At 66.1% G+C, this 15,944-nt stretch carries 10 protein-coding genes; 5 read left to right on the top strand and 5 right to left on the bottom strand.

The features are described 5' to 3' along the window. Nucleotides 1-266: 266 nt before the first annotated feature. Nucleotides 267-833, bottom strand: coding sequence for a TetR/AcrR family transcriptional regulator (locus tag ACFQZZ_RS31550; protein ID WP_378687938.1), 567 nt, complete (start codon nucleotides 831-833; stop codon nucleotides 267-269). Next, entirely contained in the window at nucleotides 830-1,879 is a 1,050-nt protein-coding gene (locus tag ACFQZZ_RS31545; RefSeq protein ID WP_378687935.1) for a saccharopine dehydrogenase, read from the bottom strand. Before ACFQZZ_RS31545 ends, ACFQZZ_RS31550 begins: the two co-directional genes overlap by 4 nt. A 184-nt stretch (nucleotides 1,880-2,063) precedes the next feature. Here ACFQZZ_RS31545 and ACFQZZ_RS31540 point away from each other — a divergent pair, with 184 nt between their 5' ends. Beyond that, nucleotides 2,064-3,908, top strand: coding sequence for an ABC transporter ATP-binding protein (locus ACFQZZ_RS31540; protein WP_378687933.1), 1,845 nt, complete (start codon nucleotides 2,064-2,066; stop codon nucleotides 3,906-3,908). Beyond that, nucleotides 3,905-5,641: an ABC transporter ATP-binding protein gene (locus ACFQZZ_RS31535; protein WP_378687929.1), complete on the top strand. Its 1,737-nt coding sequence runs from the start codon at nucleotides 3,905-3,907 to the stop codon at nucleotides 5,639-5,641. The genes ACFQZZ_RS31540 and ACFQZZ_RS31535 overlap by 4 nt, the downstream gene beginning before the upstream one ends. A gap of 328 nt (nucleotides 5,642-5,969) precedes the next feature. On the opposite strand, the gene ACFQZZ_RS31530 is transcribed toward ACFQZZ_RS31535, so the two are convergent. Together ACFQZZ_RS31530 and ACFQZZ_RS31525 are read right to left on the bottom strand one after the other, a co-directional pair. After that, complete coding sequence (locus ACFQZZ_RS31530; RefSeq protein WP_378687926.1) at nucleotides 5,970-6,677, bottom strand: siderophore-interacting protein; 708 nt, start codon at nucleotides 6,675-6,677, stop codon at nucleotides 5,970-5,972. A gap of 118 nt (nucleotides 6,678-6,795) precedes the next feature. After that, the gene (locus ACFQZZ_RS31525) at nucleotides 6,796-7,266 is read right to left on the bottom strand and encodes a hypothetical protein (RefSeq protein WP_378687923.1); all 471 of its coding nucleotides are present in this window, start codon (nucleotides 7,264-7,266) and stop codon (nucleotides 6,796-6,798) included. Between the two features lie 151 nt (nucleotides 7,267-7,417). On the opposite strand from ACFQZZ_RS31525, the gene ACFQZZ_RS31520 reads away from it, so the two are divergent. The 3 genes from ACFQZZ_RS31520 to ACFQZZ_RS31510 all read left to right on the top strand — a co-directional run bounded on the left by ACFQZZ_RS31520 (nucleotide 7,418) and on the right by ACFQZZ_RS31510 (nucleotide 14,859). Beyond that, nucleotides 7,418-8,704 carry a SidA/IucD/PvdA family monooxygenase gene (locus ACFQZZ_RS31520; RefSeq protein WP_378687920.1) on the top strand — a complete coding sequence of 429 codons (1,287 nt, stop codon included), beginning with the start codon at nucleotides 7,418-7,420 and terminating at the stop codon, nucleotides 8,702-8,704. 72 nt (nucleotides 8,705-8,776) lie between these two features. Then, the gene (locus tag ACFQZZ_RS31515; RefSeq protein WP_378687917.1) at nucleotides 8,777-9,712 is read left to right on the top strand and encodes a methionyl-tRNA formyltransferase; all 936 of its coding nucleotides are present in this window, start codon (nucleotides 8,777-8,779) and stop codon (nucleotides 9,710-9,712) included. A 71-nt stretch (nucleotides 9,713-9,783) separates the two neighbouring features. Beyond that, nucleotides 9,784-14,859, top strand: a complete 5,076-nt coding sequence (locus tag ACFQZZ_RS31510; protein WP_378687914.1) for an amino acid adenylation domain-containing protein — start codon at nucleotides 9,784-9,786, stop codon at nucleotides 14,857-14,859. Between the two features lie 57 nt (nucleotides 14,860-14,916). On the opposite strand, the gene ACFQZZ_RS31505 is transcribed toward ACFQZZ_RS31510, so the two are convergent. After that, complete coding sequence (locus tag ACFQZZ_RS31505) at nucleotides 14,917-15,894, bottom strand: ABC transporter substrate-binding protein (RefSeq protein ID WP_378687911.1); 978 nt, start codon at nucleotides 15,892-15,894, stop codon at nucleotides 14,917-14,919. Nucleotides 15,895-15,944: the final 50 nt, after the last annotated feature.

Below are 15,944 nucleotides of genomic sequence, written 5' to 3'. Positions count from 1 at the left end.
TGATATTCGCGACCGATTTCACGCGACGATCGGCGATGATCGAATCCCGTTGGGTCGCATTGCTATGGGTGGAAAAGATAGCGAGATTCGCCGATGCGGGTAGGTGGGATGGTCCGCCGTTCACATGAGCTTCCGCATCACGTCGAACATCGGAAATCATGGGGTCCGGCATAGTTTTCGTGTATGGACGAAACGAGTACTCCGGTGCAACAACCACCTTCCGATATCCCGCCCGTTCATCTCCGGGTGCGGGGCGGGTGGTGCCGTCAGGCGCCGGTCAGCAGAGCGATTGCGGTTTTTCGGAGGATGGCGTCGGTGCTGACGGATCGGTGGGCCGCGATGCCCGAGCGCATGAGTGCCGCGCCCTCCATGAGTGTGACGAATGTTTCCGCTCGGGCGCGCGTGGTTGCCGCATCCGAGTCGGGGCGGTGGTTTCGGATGAATTCGGCTACCTGGTGGGTGTATTCGGCGTAGAACGCCGTCACGACATCTCGGATCGCCGGTTCGGCGGCGGCGATTGCCCAGATCTCGACGAATAGTCGAACCGAGGAACTGTTGTCGTGTTCCGAGAGCAGGTATGTCACAGCGGTTTCCGGGTCGGTGACCTCGGCGAGTTCGGCGTGCGAGCGGGTGAGGACGCGCTCGAGGACTGCGCGGATCAGCTCGGCGCGGTTCGGAAAGTAGTGCTGGAGATGGCCGATGCGGACGTCGGCGGCGGCGGCGACGGCGCGCATCGAGGTCTGGGCGTAGCCGACGGTGGTCAGCAACTGTTCTGCGGCGTCGAGTAGTGCGTCTCGACGGGCGGCGCCCGCGGCATAGCGCCGGGCCATCATGCGATCTCGATGTCGACGCCGTACTGCCGCAGCAGGTCGAGCGAATTCTGTGGCCGAGAGGTGGATTCCGGGAAAGAGACGCCGACCGGTGCGTCCCCGGCAAGTACACGGCGCAGACCGAGCAGCGCACCGACGGCTGTGAGGTGCGCCTGCCCCGCGGGATCTCGCAGGGTGGCGGACAGGGTGCCGTCGGGTCCGCTCACCTCGATCCGCAGCGCGGCGGCGGCGCCGTCGCCGGGGGAGTACAGCATCGATCGGCGCAGTGACTGCCAACGGTCACCGCGCGCGCGGCGGAAGAAGCCGAGCCGGGCCGCGGTCAGCAACGCGGTGGAAGCGGCATTCGAATCGAATCCGATTCGTGTGACGGCGGTTTCGGCGCCCAGTGTGAGCGGGAGCGTGAATTGTTCCGGCGTATCTATGCGGCCGACCCGGGTCATTGTCTCGCCGATACGTACGTGTCGGGAATCCCGCAGCGGCATCGTCATCCGGCGCACGCCGCGGTCGACGACCTCGAATTCCTGACCGAGCCGGTCCATGAATTCGACGGAGTCGGCACCGGCTCTGTCGGCGAGCGCGTACCGAATCGCGATATCGACGGTGGTCGCGCCGCCGACCTTTTCGGCGAGTGCGGCCGCGACCAGCCCGGTGACCCCGCCCATCCAGCTCGATGAAAGCAGCACCGGGGCGGTCGGTCGTAGCGTGGCCGCGACCACGGCCGCACGGGTGAGGCGCGCGGTCCACCGGGTGATGTCGACGTACGGGATTCCCGCGCGCACCGCCGCGCGCAGCACGCGATCGCCCGGATCGTTGACGGTGCTGACAACGGCCCTTGCTTCCGCGCGAAAGGCGGTGGGGTTATCGAGATCCCAGTGCGACGTAGTTGCGCCGAGCTCGTCCGCGAGCGCGGCACCGCGCGTCGGGTTGCGACCGGCGAGCAGCAGCGGCCAGTGGGGTGCGGCCAGCCGCGCGAGTTCGGCGCCGACCGTGCCGTAGCCGCCGACGATCAGAACCGGTGCGGTGTCGCGGAGCTGCAGGTCGTCGTCCATGTCATTAAATTAGGTCATCTGACCTATTTTGTCGATCCCCGTGGCGAGATCGGGGGTGTCAGGACCTGAGGTGATGCCACCCGCAGGCTTAGGTAACTTAGCCTAACCTACCTTTGTGGCCCTTCGTGTGTGAAGATGATGCCGATTCCGGCAGAACCCACGAAGGGTCGAGAGGCGAGGACAAATGACGGTGGAGCTCGCGCCGCTACCGGCGGCGGAGACGGGGAACCGGCCGCCCAAAGCGGTACAGAAGGTACGCAAGCAGCAGGAAGCCTTGGCGCGCAAGGAAATCCTCGCGCCCGTGCAGCGCACGCTGACGCTTGCGAGCATCATTGTTGCGATCGCCTCGGTGTGCGCCGTGGTGCCGTTCATCCTGATCGTCGAGGCGTGCCGGGAACTGCTCGCGGATTCGGTGGACACCGACCGGGTGTGGCGACTGCTGTCGGTCGCGATGATCGTGCTCGTCGTGCGCGGTCTACTGCAGGCTGCGGCGCTGACCTGGTCGCATCTGGTCGACGCCGGCTTTCAGCTGACGCTGCGCCGACTCTTGGCGGCGAAACTGACCAGAGTGCCGCTCGGCTGGTTCGGTGAGCGTTCCTCCAGCGAGGTGAAGAAATACCTGCAGGACGATGTGGAGGCGCTGCATTATCTGGTGGCACACGCGCGCCTGGAGTTCGTCGGCGCGCTTGTCGTGCCCGTAGTCACCCTCGGCTATCTGTTCACCGTCGACTGGCGGCTCACCCTGGTGCTGCTGATCCCGTTGGTTGCCTACGCCATCGCGCTGAGCAAGATGATGGATCAGGACAGCCGCGACCGGCTCGCCATCTACAACCGATGGGAACAGCGGGCGCAGGAGGCGACCATCGAATTCGTCGACGGCATCCAGGTGGTGCGTGCGTTCGGTCAGGCAGGCAAGGCGCACACCGCATATCAAGACGCGGTGGACAGTCAGGCCCGCAGCCTGGATCGATGGAAGACGCCGATGATCCGATTGCAGTCTGTCTCCGACATCGTGATCGCGCCGGTCTTCGTGATGGTGGTCATCGTGGTCGCCGGATTGGCCGCAGTCGGACTGGACTGGCTCGCGCCCTTGGATATTCTGCCGTTCCTGCTGGTCGGCCTCGGGCTGGGTGGTGCGCTGCTCGGTCTCGGCTACGGCGGACAGGCACTGCGCGCCGCAGGCGCCGCGGCGATTCGCCTGTACGAACTGCAGCAGACCCCCGAACTCCCCGCCGGCCACGGCGCGACGCCGGATCCGGCCGCAGCCGGAGTGGTCCGGTTCGAATCGGTCGGTTTCGGCTACCGCGACGATCATCAGGTGCTGCGCGATGTCAGCTTCGAGTTGGCGCCGGGCACCCTGACCGCGCTGGTCGGCCCGAGCGGGTCGGGTAAGTCCACGCTGGCCAAGCTGCTGCCGCGTTTCTACGACGTGGCGTCAGGGCGGATCACCATCGGTGGGCGTGATATTCGTGAGTACTCCACCGACGAGCTCTATCGCACTGTCGGATTCGTCTTCCAAGACGTCCGGCTGATCTGCGGCACCATCCGGGACAACCTCCGGCTTGCCCGCGAGGACGCCGATGACGCCGCACTGGAGCGGGCCGCACGCGCCGCCCAGATCCATGACCGGATTATGGCGCTGCCGCGCGGTTACGACTCCGAGATCGGGCTCGACGCCAGTCTGTCCGGTGGTGAGGCGCAGCGGCTTTCCGTCGCTCGCGCATTACTGGCCGACAGACCCGTGCTGGTGCTCGACGAGGCAACGGCTTTCGCGGACCCGGAATCGGAAGCGGCCGTGCAGGATGCGTTGGCCGTACTGGTCGCCGGGCGCACCGTGCTGGTGATCGCGCACCGCCTGCACACCATCACCGGCGTCGATCGAATCCTGGTGCTGGAAAACGGAACCCTGGTCGAACAGGGTGACCATCAGAGCCTGCGCGAGGCGGGCGGCACCTATCAACGGCTGTGGGAGATCAACGAGGCGGCGCTGGGTGCGGTCGCGCTGACCGGAAGCGAGGGGTCTCGATGATCGGCAAACTGCTCGGGCTGGTGCCCGCCGAATTCGCGCCGTTGACGCCGAAACTGCTCGCCGTCATCATTGCGCAGGCGCTCAGTCAGGCGGTCGCCTACCTGTTGCTGGCGCCGACGCTGCAGGCACTTTTCGACGGTGACATCAGCCGCGCCTGGACCTGGGCGCTGTTGATGCTGCTGGCCGTGTGCGCGGTGGCGATCTTCGGATATCTTCAGGCCGCCCTCGGCCTGCGCATCGCGGTCGGAATGCAGCGCGGTCTGCAGACCAGGATCGGTGACCATCTGAACGCTTTGCCATTGGGCTGGTTCGAAACCCGTAGCCCCGGAACGCTTTCCCGGATGGCCGTGGAGAATGTGCGCGAAATCCAGGGTGCCGTGGCCTATTTGGTGGCCAAGGTGCTGAGCGGCATCGTGGTTCCGCTCGGAGTCGCCATCGGCATGCTGCTGATCGACTGGCGGATCGCGCTGAGCATGCTGCTCTCGGCGCCCGTGCTGTTCCTGGTGAACGGTCTGGCGGGCCGGGCATACGCGCGCGCCGATGCGCAGGCGCACGCCGCGGCGACCGAAGCCGACGCGCGGGTGGTCGAATTCGCGCAGTCCCAGACGGTGCTGCGCGCGTTCGGCGCCGTCGGCGTTGGCAACCGGGCCCTCGATGCCGCGCTGCACCAGCAGCGAGCGGCGACGTCGCGGATGCTGTTCATGGCGGTGCCTGGACTCATCGTCTTCACGCTGTTTGTGCAGGCCGTCTTCCTGGTGCTGGCTTATGTCGTGGTCACCAGGGTCACCGACGGCGCCATCTCGGTGGCTGCGGCGATCGCGCTGATCGCTGTGGGCTCCCGATTCATCGAACCGCTCAACCAGACCGCGCTACTCGCCAATGGCCTGCGTGCGGCGACGGCGGCGGTCAACCGGGTGACCGACCTGTTCGCCGAGCCTGCATTGCCGGAGGCGACCGCACCCGTGACGGCGGGTGCGTCCACCGTTGTGTTCGACAAGGTGAGCTTCGGCTACCGCCCTGGCGAGCCGGTGCTGACCGATATCACCTTCAGCGTGCCCGCGGGCACGACTACGGCGATCGTCGGTCCGAGCGGTGCGGGGAAGACCACGGTGCTGCGGCTGGCCGCACGGTTCTATGACACCGACTCCGGCAGCGTCGCGGTCGGGGAACACGACGTGCGCGAACAGTCGTCGGCGACGCTGCTCGATCAACTCTCGCTGGTCTTCCAGAACGTGTATCTGTTCAATCGCTCGGTGGCCGAGAACATTCGAATCGGAAACCCGGACGCGACCGATGCGCAGGTGTGGCGCGCGGCCACAGCCGCGCGGGTCGACGAGATCGTGCAGCGGCTGCCCGATGGCATGGACACCGCCGTCGGTGAGGGAGGTGCGGCCCTGTCCGGTGGTGAGCGTCAGCGGGTTTCGATTGCCCGCGCGCTGCTCAAGGACGCCCCGATCGTGTTGCTCGACGAGGCGACCAGCGCGCTCGACCCGCACAGCGAGGCGGTTGTCGTGCGCGGTGTGCACGAAGTGACCAAGGGCAAGACGGTCATCGTCGTCGCGCACCGGCTCGCCACTATCGCGCACGCCGACCAGATCCTGTTCCTCGACGGTGGAAGCATCGTCGAACGCGGCACGCACAATGAACTTTTGGCGCTGGAAGGCCGCTACGCCGACTTCTGGAACGAACGCTCCCGGGCAGCCGGATGGCGCTTGGAACCGGCCTCCGTCTAACTGCGGCGAAAATAGCCACGGGCGGCATTGCGTTGGTGTCTGCCCGTGGCCACACCTCGTTATCACCTATGGGACAGGACCACCGCGAATACCAGGCCTGTACAACGACATTGCGCCGATCGTCGGCCGAATCGGTTGCCGGTTACGGTCGCTGCTGGTCGACCCAGCGAAAGATCTCCGAGCCGACCGCATATCGACCGGTGGGTTCTGGCAGGTCCGGCACCGATGGCAACGGCCGACACCAGCATCACGCAAGATGCCGGTCGGCGCGTCGCCACCAGGTCGCGATCCGGATCATCCTCGAGGATGAAATGTACCGGCGCTGGACCTACTTCCAGTAGGCCTGGGACTTGATCGCGGTCTTGGGTAGTCCGTGCGTGGTCTTGAGGGTCTTGACGATCGAGCGGGTGGTGTGACCGTCGCAGGCCACCCAGCCGAACGCGTCTTTCGCACAGGACATTTCGTGCGCCTGTTCACGCAGCAGCCTGCCGTTGTCGACACGTTGCAGCCAGGTCACCTGGTGGTGTGGCTTATTGCGCACCGGCAGGGTTCGGTCCGATTCGTACTGCCATTCCAGCCAGACCCGCGCCGGGGTGTCGCCGATGGCATCGAGTAATGAGTTGATCGCGGGCAGCGAGGCGGTATCGCCGAAGGCGATGTACTCGCTCGGCGCGGTCTCGGGTAGTGCGAACTTCGAGCCGAGCACGCTCGCATCGAGAGGGTCACCGACGGAGGCGTTCTGGGCCCACTCCGTAGCGGGGCCGTGGTGCAGCGCGAATTCCATCGAGAACCGGTCGCCCTCCGGATCGGGGTCGACCAGCGTGAAGGCCCGGTGGTGCAGCTTGTCGCTGTTCGCCTCCGGAATCCACACGCGCACCCATTGAGTGGGATGCACGGCATGATCGGCGAGCAGTCCGCCGGCATCGAAGCCGAGCCGGATGAATTTATCGGTAACCACTTCGGTCGATGTCACTGTGAGCCGGTAGTCCTCGCCGCCCCACGCCTTGACTATGACGCCATTGAATCCTCTGCTCATGCAACTGAGGTTAGCCTAAGAATACTTGCAGAGTCACGTGGTGGGCGGCACTCGGCCGGAAACCCGAAGTGGCCCCGTTCGACGCGGGGCACTTCGGTTGTTGCGGTGCGGTTTACGTTCAGCAGCCCGCGCCGACGAAGTTTCCGATGGTGCACACCGACTCCTGGGTCAGCTTCCAGGTGCCGTTGACCTGCCTCCAGGACACATCGAAGGTCCACGGCTCGTAGCCCGCGGTCGAGGTCAGCAGCTTGGCGTAGAGCACATCGCCGTCCACGCTCACCGGGCCGACGACATCCCAGCGCCAGCTCGCGGGCGCGATCGCGATCAGCGCGGCTGCGCGGTCGAACGCGGGCAGGCCTGCCTCGCCCGTCTCCAGCTCGGCGGCCCGCACCGCGCGCGGGGCGCGGGCGTTGAAGACCACCGCCAGTTTGGCGCGCAGCTCACCGGTGCTCAGCGCATTGGTGCGCAGCGGCGTGACCAGCGGTGCGGCCTCGGCGACCGTGGTGGTGACTACGGTGCCGATGGCGCCGGTCAGGGTCGCGGCCGCGACCGCGATGGCGCCCAGGGTCTTTCGGCTGATTCCGATCATCTGTCTATTCCCATCGTTCAGGTGTGCGCCCACCCATGGTTGAGTCAAGCACGCGTCTTTCACTGTAAGGTAAGGCTATGCAAACATAGGCGAGCGGGTTAGGTCGATGTGGGCGTACCCACGGATATCGCGTCAGAGAGTGGGAGAACCAGTGGGAACGCTTGTGGTGGTCGGAGCCGGGCCGAAAGCGGTGGCGGTCGCAGCCAAGGCCCATGTGCTGCGTGAACTGGGTCTGCCCGCGCCGCGGGTTGTGGTCGTCGAAGCCCAAGCGGTGGGCGGCAATTGGCTGCCGAGCGGTGGCTGGACCGATGGGCAGCATCGGCTCGGCACCAGCCCGGAGAAGGACATCGGCTTCCCGTACCACTCCACCTGGGCGCGGGGCCGCAACCGGGCCATCAACGAGGCCATGATGGCCCACAGCTGGACCTCGTTCCTGGTCGAGAACGGCACCTACGCCGAGTGGATCGATCGTGGCAGGCCGAACCCGCAGCACCATGTTTGGGCCAAGTACCTCCAGTGGGTCGCTCGGGAGATCGATCTCGAACTCGTCCTCGGCACAGTGCGATCGATCGCGGCGTCGGCCGACGGCTGGGAAGTGACGGCGGTGGACGGCAACGGTGTCCGAACCGAGATCGACGCGGACGGCCTGATGATCACCGGGCCGGGCCGCAGCGAGAAGGCGCTGGCCAAGCATCCCCGAGTGCTCAGCATCGCGGAGTTCTGGGATCTCGCGGGCCGGCGCAGTCTGCCGGTCTCCTCCAGGGTCGCCGTGATCGGCGGTGGTGAGACCGCGGGCTCGGCACTGGACGAACTGGTCCGCCACGGCATGTTATCGATCTCGGTGATCTCGCCGATGGCGACGATATACACCCGCGGTGAAAGCTTCTTCGAGAACTCGCTTTTCAGCGATCCGATCAAGTGGGGTGCGCTGAGCGTCGAGGAGCGCAGGGATGTCATCCGGCGCACGGATCGCGGCGTGTTCTCGGTTCGGGTGCAGGAAAGTCTGATCGCCGACAATCGGGTTCACCACATGCAGGGCCGCGTGGTGCGCGTGGCCGACCACGATGACGGCGTTGCGCTGACGCTGCGCAACGAGATGCGCCCCGATCAGGTGCACAACGTCGACCTGGTGATCGACGCGACCGGTGGTCGGCCGCTGTGGTTTCTCGAATTGTTCGACGCGAACGCCGCTGACCTGCTCGAGCTCGCGGTCGGCGGCGAACTGACGCAGGCGCGAATCGAGGCCGCCATCGGTTACGACCTGGCGGTATCGGGGCTGGACAGCAAGTTGTATCTGCCGAATTTGGCCGCGCTCACGCAGGGGCCCGGCTTCCCGAATCTCAGCTGCCTCGGCGCGCTTTCGGACCGGGTGCTGCAGACGGCTACCGCCCGCCCGGCCGCGGCGCAGCGCCGGAGTTCGGCGTTGCGCGTCCACTGAGTCGGCGGGCAACTCGGCCAGCCGAAAGTAGGCTAGGCTAACCTTTGTTAAAGCTAGGGAAGGTTCGGTTTCATGCGTATCGTGTCGTTCGGTTTCCAGACCTGGGGTCGCAAGACTCTGCAGGCCCTGATCGACTCGGAACACGAGGTGGTGCTCGCGGTCACGCATCCGGCCAGCCAGCAGTCCTACAAGGCGATCTGGTCGGACTCGGTCGAAGAGTTGGCGCGCGAACACGGGATTCCGGTGCACGCGACCGAACGGGCCGATGCCGAGACCATCGACCTCGTGAAGCGGGTCGAGCCGGACGTCATCGTCGTCAACAGCTGGTACACCTGGATGCCCGCGGAACTGTACAACCTGCCGCCGCACGGCACCCTGAATCTGCACGACTCGCTGCTGCCCAAGTTCACCGGCTTCTCCCCGGTGCTGTGGGCGCTGATCAGCGGCGCCTCCGAAACCGGCCTGACCGTGCACCGCATGGACGAGGGACTGGATACCGGCGACATCATCGTGCAACGCTCGATTCCCATCGGCCCCAATGACACCGGCACCGAACTGGTGCTGCGCGGGATGGAGCTGATCCCGGACGCGATCAACGAGGCGCTGACCGCGCTGGAATCCGGCACCGCGGTGTGGCGGCCGCAGCAAAGGGCCGAGCGCACCTACTTCCACAAGCGCTCCGACCGCGACAGCCGGATCGACTGGACCTGGTCGGCGGTGGATCTGGAGCGTTTCGTGCGCGCATTGTCCGAGCCGTACCCGCGTGCGTTCACCCACTACCGCGGCGAGCGCATCGAGGTACTGTCCGCGTGTCCGTCCGGGGCCCGCTACGGCGGCACACCAGGGCGCGTCATCGTGCAGGAGGGCGGCGGCGCCGTGGTGACCGGAGCCGATGCCCACCGCGGAGACAACCGTGCGTTGGTGATCACGCGGGTGCGCACATCGGACGGCGTTGAGCACGATGGAGCCGAATTCTTCGCGCGCGGTGGTTATCTCACCGATCAGTGACCTCGATGGTCAACCGTCGCCCGTCCGGTGCACCCGGACACCAAGCCTGACAGACGATTCGAAGGACGAACATGGCAGACGACATTCTCGAGCGCCGAAAGCAGCTGCTACAGAGACGGATGCGTGAGCACGGTGTGCAGGCTGCGTCCCATGATCCGGCGGTGCCGACCCGGCGCGGCGGCGAGCGCAGCCCGCTGTCGGCGGCGCAGCAGCGGATGTGGTTCCTGCAGCGGCTGGATCCGGGCGACACCACATTGAACATCTGCGTGGCATATCGGCTCGAGGGGCTGCGCGATCCGGAGCGGTTGCACACCGCGTTCGCCACCGTCGTCGCCCGTCACGAGGTGTTGCGCACCACCTACCACGTCGACGACAGCGGTGAGCCGTACCAGGTTTCTCGCGCCGATGCCGAGATCTCCTGGCAACAGCACGATCTCACCGACCTGGCGGAGAGTGTCCGGGAGCGGCGGGTGGAAGTGCTCGCGCGTCGCGAATTCGCCCGCCCATTCGAATTGTCCACCGATCTGCCGTTGCGCCCGACGCTGATCCGTATCGGTGCCGACTCGTACGTGCTGGTTCTCGTCGTCCACCACATCGGCTGGGATGACGACTCCTGGCCGGTGTTCTTCGCCGAGCTCAACGCGGCCTACCGCGACGAAGGTGTATTGCCCGAGATCCGCGCACAGTACGTGGATGTCGAGGTCACCGGGCAGGCCGATCGCGATGACAGCGCGGGCCTGGATTTCTGGCGCACCGCGCTGACCCCGCTGCCGGAGCGACTGGAACTGCCGAGCCGTCGGGCGAGTGCGGTATCCAAGAGCGCGGACCGTTGCGTGCGGGAGCTTCCGCCGGAGCTGATGGACTTGGTGACCGCGGCCGGGCGGGAGCATTCGGCGACTCCGTTCATGGTGCTGCTCGCCGGTTTTCAGGCACTGGTCCACCGCTATACCGCCGCAACCGATTTCCTGGTCTCGATGCCGGTGACCAACCGCCGCGACGCCGGCGCGGAGGCGCTGATCGGATACTTCGGCAACGCAGTGCTGATCCGCGCGACACCGGAGGGCGGCGACACCTTCGCCGCGGTGCTCGACCGGACCCGCGACTCCTGTGTCGGTGCGTTCACCCACCAGGACGTCGGCGTCGATCGCGTAATCCAGGCGGTGAGCCCGGAGCGGGTGGCGGGCAGCGACGCCATGGAGCAGCTGGTCCAGCTCAGTTTCAGCGTGCGCGGCGCGGCGAACGGATTCGATCTACCCGGAATCGAAGCGAACGAACTCACGCTCGGCAGTGTTGTCGCGCAGGAGCCGCTCGGTCTGATGATCGTGCTGGACGATGCGGGCGCCAGGGTGGAGGCTACCTATTGGGTCGACGAGCTCGAGCGATCGCTGGTTGCTCAGCTACTCGACCACTACGTGCAGTTGCTCGACAGCGCGCTGGGTGACCCCCGGCAGCGGGTCCGCGATCTCGACCTGCTCGGCGACGTCGACCGGGAGAATCTGCTGGCGATCTCGCATGGTGCGCTCGTCGAGGAGCAGCCGACCACCATGGTCGCCATGTTCGAGCGGCAGGTCACCGTGGCGCCCGAGCACATCGCGATGGCCTCCGACGCGGTCGAACTGTCCTACCGTGCGCTGAACCAGCGCGCGAACCGTTTGGCGCACTGGCTGATCCAGCGTGGTGTAGGTCCCGAGGATCTCGTCGCGCTGCGCATGGCCACCTCGGTCGAATTTGTCGTCGCCACCCTGGCCGTGCTGAAGGCGGGTGCCGCGTACCTGCCCATCGATCCTGCCTACCCGGACGAACGGACCGAATACCTGCTCGGCGATGCCCGTCCGAAGCTGACCCTGGACATGGCGACGGCAGCCGCGGCAGAGCAGGACGCCGCCGCGCTGCCGGACCACAATCCGGTCGACGCGGACCGCACGACGCCGTTGCACCCGTCGAACACCGCGTATGTCATTTACACCTCCGGCTCCACCGGCAAGCCGAAAGGCGTTCCGGTGCCGCATGATGCGATCGCCGAACACCTGTCGGGTTTCAATGCGGAGTGGGATCTCACGCAGCAGGACCGGGTTCTTCAGTCGACCTCGGTGAGCTTCGACGCATCGCTGCTCGATATCTTCGTGACGCTGACCGCCGGTGCGCGGGTGGTGATTCCGAAACCGAACGCCTACCGTGACATCCCCTATGTCGCGGATCTGATCACCCGCCAGGCCGTCACGGTGCTGCACATGGTTCCTTCGATGCTGGCTACCTTCCTGGTACTGCCTGAGGTGAACGACTGGCGCACGCTTCGACACGTGCCGGTCGGCGGCGAGGCGCTGCCCGGCGAAGTGGCCGACCGGTTCGCCACCCAGTTCGACGCGGAGTTGCGCAACCACTACGGCCCCACCGAGGCGGTGGTGTGTTCGGCACACATGGCAGTCGACGGCCCGCAGGGCACCGGGATCGTGCCGATCGGTATGCCGAACCAGAACGTCCACCTCTACCTGCTCGACAACGCCATGCAGCTGGTTCCTTCGGGTGTGGTCGGCGAGATCTACCTCGGCGGCCGACAGCTGGCGCGTGGCTACCTGCACCGGCCCGGTCTGACCGCGGAACGATTCGTCGCCGATCCATTCCTGACGGGCGGGCGGCTGTATCGCACAGGCGATCTGGCTCGCCGCAATGCCGCGGGTGAGATCGAATTCATCGGTCGCGCCGACGAACAGGTCAAGGTCCGTGGACACCGGATCGAGCTCGGTGAGGTCGAGGCCACCGTCACCGACCATTCCGCGGTCGCGCACTGTGTCGTGATCGTCACCGAGCACGAGACGCTCGGACCCATCTTGGCCGCGTATGTCGTACCGGTGCCGGGTGCCGAGGTCGATCTCGACCAGCTCCGCGTGCACGTCGCCGCGACCTTGCCCGAATACATGGTGCCCGCCGCTTTCGTCGTCATCGACGAGGTGCCGCTCACCGCGCACGGCAAGCTGGACAAGCGAGCCCTGCCGGCACCGGCTTTCGCCGAGGCACGCAGTTATCGGGAGCCGCAGACCCCGACCGAGATTCGTATCGCCGGGCTGTTCGGCACCCTGTTCACCCGGGACCGGATCGGCGCCGACGATTCGTTCTTCGAACTCGGTGGCCATTCGCTGCTCGCGGCACGGCTGATCACCATGATCCGCGCCGAATTCGGCATCGAGATCGACATGCGCGTGCCGTTCGACAAGCCGACCGTCACCGGCCTCGCTGGCCATCTGGTCGCCGCCTTCCGCGACGAGTTCGACATCGACCTCGACGAGGTCGATGGTTTCGATACGCCCGGCGAGACCGCGGAGCCGACCCCGGTCCCCGAATCACGCGCTGCGAAGCCGGAATTGGTGCGCAGGGAGCGCCCGGAGCGCATTCCGCTGTCCTACTCGCAGCGTGTCTACTGGCTCCAGCGGCGGCTCGAGGGTGCGATCGACGGCGAGAACGTCAGCTACCCGGTCCGCTTCGATGGACCGCTCGATGTCGACGCGTTGCGCGCCGCCATCGATGACGTCGTGGCCCGCCACGAGTCGCTGCGCACCACCTTCCCCGAACACGAAGGCACGCCCTATCAGTTGGTGGCACCGGCCGGGCCGGTGCCGGTCCCGCTGGTCCGGCTCAGTGGCGCCGCTGATGTCGATGCCGAGCTGGCCGAGGAACTGGCCGCTGATTGGGATTACGTATTCGACCTGGCCGCCGAACCGATGATCCGGCTGCGGGTGCTCGAACTCGATCCCCAGTCCCATGTGCTTTCGATCCTGATGCATCACATCATCGCCGATATGCGGTCGTGCCAGATCTTCATCGACGACCTCACCGTCGCATACCGGGCCCGGTCCGGTGGCGCTGCGCCCGGTTGGCCCGAATTGCCCATCCAGTTCGCCGATTTCGCGATGTGGCAGCGGGAGATCTTCGACCGTGGCGCCGACCGCGAGGTCAGTGCCTATGGTCAGGCGCAGCTGGGTTATTGGCGCAACACGCTCGCGGGACTGCCCGACGAGATCGCAGTCGCTCATGACCATCCGCGCCCACCCGTGCTCGGACGCAATGGCTTCAGCGCGGCCCGAGTTGTGCCGGCCGCGACCTGGAATGCGCTGCGCGCCAGGGCCGAAGAGCTCGGCGCGACCGAGTTCATGCTGTGTCAGGCGGTGAGCGCGGCGGTGGTCAACGTGCTCGGTGGCGGCGACGATGTCCCGATCGGTGCCGCGGTCGCCAACCGGATCGGCCAGACCACCGATGAACTCATCGGCCTGTTCGCCAATGTTGTCGTAATGCGGCACGATGTCTCGGGCAACCCGACACCACGCACGATGCTCGACCGGGCGCGTGGTGTGGGGCTCGATGCGATCAGCCACCAGGGCGTGCCTTTCGAGCGGTTGGTCGAGACGCTCAATCCGGCCCGCTCGCTGTCGCGTAACCCGCTGTTCCAGGTGATGATGCACTTCCGGCACCGCCCGACGCCGGTGCCTTTCACCGCGGACGGCTCGACGCAGCTCAGTGGCATCGCCGGGTACTACGACGTTTCGTTCATGGATTTCCACCTCGACTATTCGGTGGAGACCAACGGCGATCTCATGGCACGTGTGGTCGTCAATCCCGATCTGTACGAGGCCGCGACCGGCCAGGTATTCGCCGACGTGCTGGTCAAGGTTCTGCAGGCGTTCGTCGACGAACCGGACCGGGCCGTCGGCGACCTCGACGTGCTACCCGATGGCTGGGATATGAGCCGTTCGGTGGTCCGGCACGCCGCCCCGGCGGCCCTGGCGACCGAATCGGAATATGTTGCGCCGCAGACCGACACCGAGCGCACGCTGGCAGCGATCCTCGAAGAACTGTTGGAGATCACCGACGTCGGTCGCGAGGACGGGTTCTTCGGACTGGGCGGCGACAGCGTCATCGCGATCAAGTGGGCGGCCAGGGCGGCGGAGGCAGACTTGCCGCTGACTCCGCAACTGGTGTTCGAGTACTTCACGATCGCAGAATTGGCCGCAGCGGTGGATGAGGCCATCGCGAATCCACCTGAGGCGCTGTCGGAAGGCGCGGCCGACGAACAACAGCACGCACCGATGACGACGTCCGGGCTGGACGCGAACGCACTGGCCGCACTCCAGAGTTCGTGGGCGGCGCAACGCTGATCGCGTTCACCGCCTCGCTCGCACGATTCGTCGTGGGAGCGAGGCGGTCGGTACTACTTATTTCGCGGCGTTGACCAGTGCGGCCGTCAGCTTGTCCAAGATGTAAGGGATGGAGAGCGCGGTCGGCTGGTTGACCGCGGTGATCTCCTGGGTGGTCAGGAAGACGACCGACCCCTTCTTGACCGCGGGCAGATCGGCGTAACCGGGTAGCTGCCGGTACTTTTCGTCCATTCCTGGCGTGTAACCGGCCAGCAGTAGGTCGGCGGTCAGCTCATCGACCCGCTCCGGCGACAGCGAGACACGGCCCTGGCTGGCCGGCAGATCGGTCAGGTTTTTCGGGATGCCGAGTCCGAGCTGCGCGAAAACCTTGCCGGAACCGTCATTCGGGTCGGTCAGCACCATCAGTTGGGTCGGGCCGCCCAGCCAGGTGCTGGCGAAGGTCTTGCCCTTCAGGCCCGGATTCGCCTGTGCGATGGCGGCGAGCTTGGTGTCGACACCGTCGATGACCTTGGTCGCCTCATCCGGCTTGTGGAGCACTTTGCCGAGGGTGGTCACCAGATCCTGCCAGGGGGTGACGATCTCCTTGCTCAGTCCGGGCAGGGTCGGAGCGATCTTGGAGAAGTCGTCGTAGTTCTTCTGATCGGCGATGAAGGAATCGGCCAGGATCAGGTCGGGTTCCAGGGCCGCCACCTGTTCGGCGATATTTCCGGTGGTGTCCAACTTCTTGGCCGACTCGGGGATCAGCGGCTGCCACGGCGGTGTGCTCTTGGAGAGAATGGCGACGTTGTCGACATAGGCGACCGGCGTAACGCCCAGCGCCAGTGCGGTATCCAGCCATTGATTGCCGAGCACGACAATTTTTTCCGGCGTGCCACTGATCGTGGTCTCGCCGCGGACGTGCGCGACCGTGATGGACTCGCCACCAGAGGCGGAGTCGTCGGCTGACCCACACGCTGTGAGACCGAGTGCCATCGCGCCGGTCAGCACGACACCCGCCGCCCGTGCCCATCTGCTGAATGTCCGCGCAGACTTCATCGTTGAACCTCCATCATCGGGAAATTTCCCAGACCCGGCTCGTCGAGCCA

The organism is Nocardia sp. GCM10030253 (assembly GCF_042675075.1).
Classification (GTDB): domain Bacteria; phylum Actinomycetota; class Actinomycetes; order Mycobacteriales; family Mycobacteriaceae; genus Nocardia.
This window is presented reverse-complemented; position numbering and strand designations above follow the sequence as displayed.

Bases quoted from the DNA above. Each gene is read 5' to 3' on its own strand.
- ACFQZZ_RS31510 (WP_378687914.1), top strand. From the start codon at position 9,784: ATGGCAGACGACATTCTCGAGCGCCGAAAGCAGCTGCTACAGAGACGG.
- ACFQZZ_RS31525 (WP_378687923.1), bottom strand. From the start codon at position 7,266: ATGATCGGAATCAGCCGAAAGACCCTGGGCGCCATCGCGGTCGCGGCC.
- ACFQZZ_RS31550 (WP_378687938.1), bottom strand. From the start codon at position 833: ATGATGGCCCGGCGCTATGCCGCGGGCGCCGCCCGTCGAGACGCACTA.
- ACFQZZ_RS31545 (WP_378687935.1), bottom strand. From the start codon at position 1,879: ATGGACGACGACCTGCAGCTCCGCGACACCGCACCGGTTCTGATCGTC.
- ACFQZZ_RS31540 (WP_378687933.1), top strand. From the start codon at position 2,064: ATGACGGTGGAGCTCGCGCCGCTACCGGCGGCGGAGACGGGGAACCGG.
- ACFQZZ_RS31505 (WP_378687911.1), bottom strand. From the start codon at position 15,894: ATGAAGTCTGCGCGGACATTCAGCAGATGGGCACGGGCGGCGGGTGTC.
- ACFQZZ_RS31530 (WP_378687926.1), bottom strand. From the start codon at position 6,677: ATGAGCAGAGGATTCAATGGCGTCATAGTCAAGGCGTGGGGCGGCGAG.
- ACFQZZ_RS31515 (WP_378687917.1), top strand. From the start codon at position 8,777: ATGCGTATCGTGTCGTTCGGTTTCCAGACCTGGGGTCGCAAGACTCTG.
- ACFQZZ_RS31535 (WP_378687929.1), top strand. From the start codon at position 3,905: ATGATCGGCAAACTGCTCGGGCTGGTGCCCGCCGAATTCGCGCCGTTG.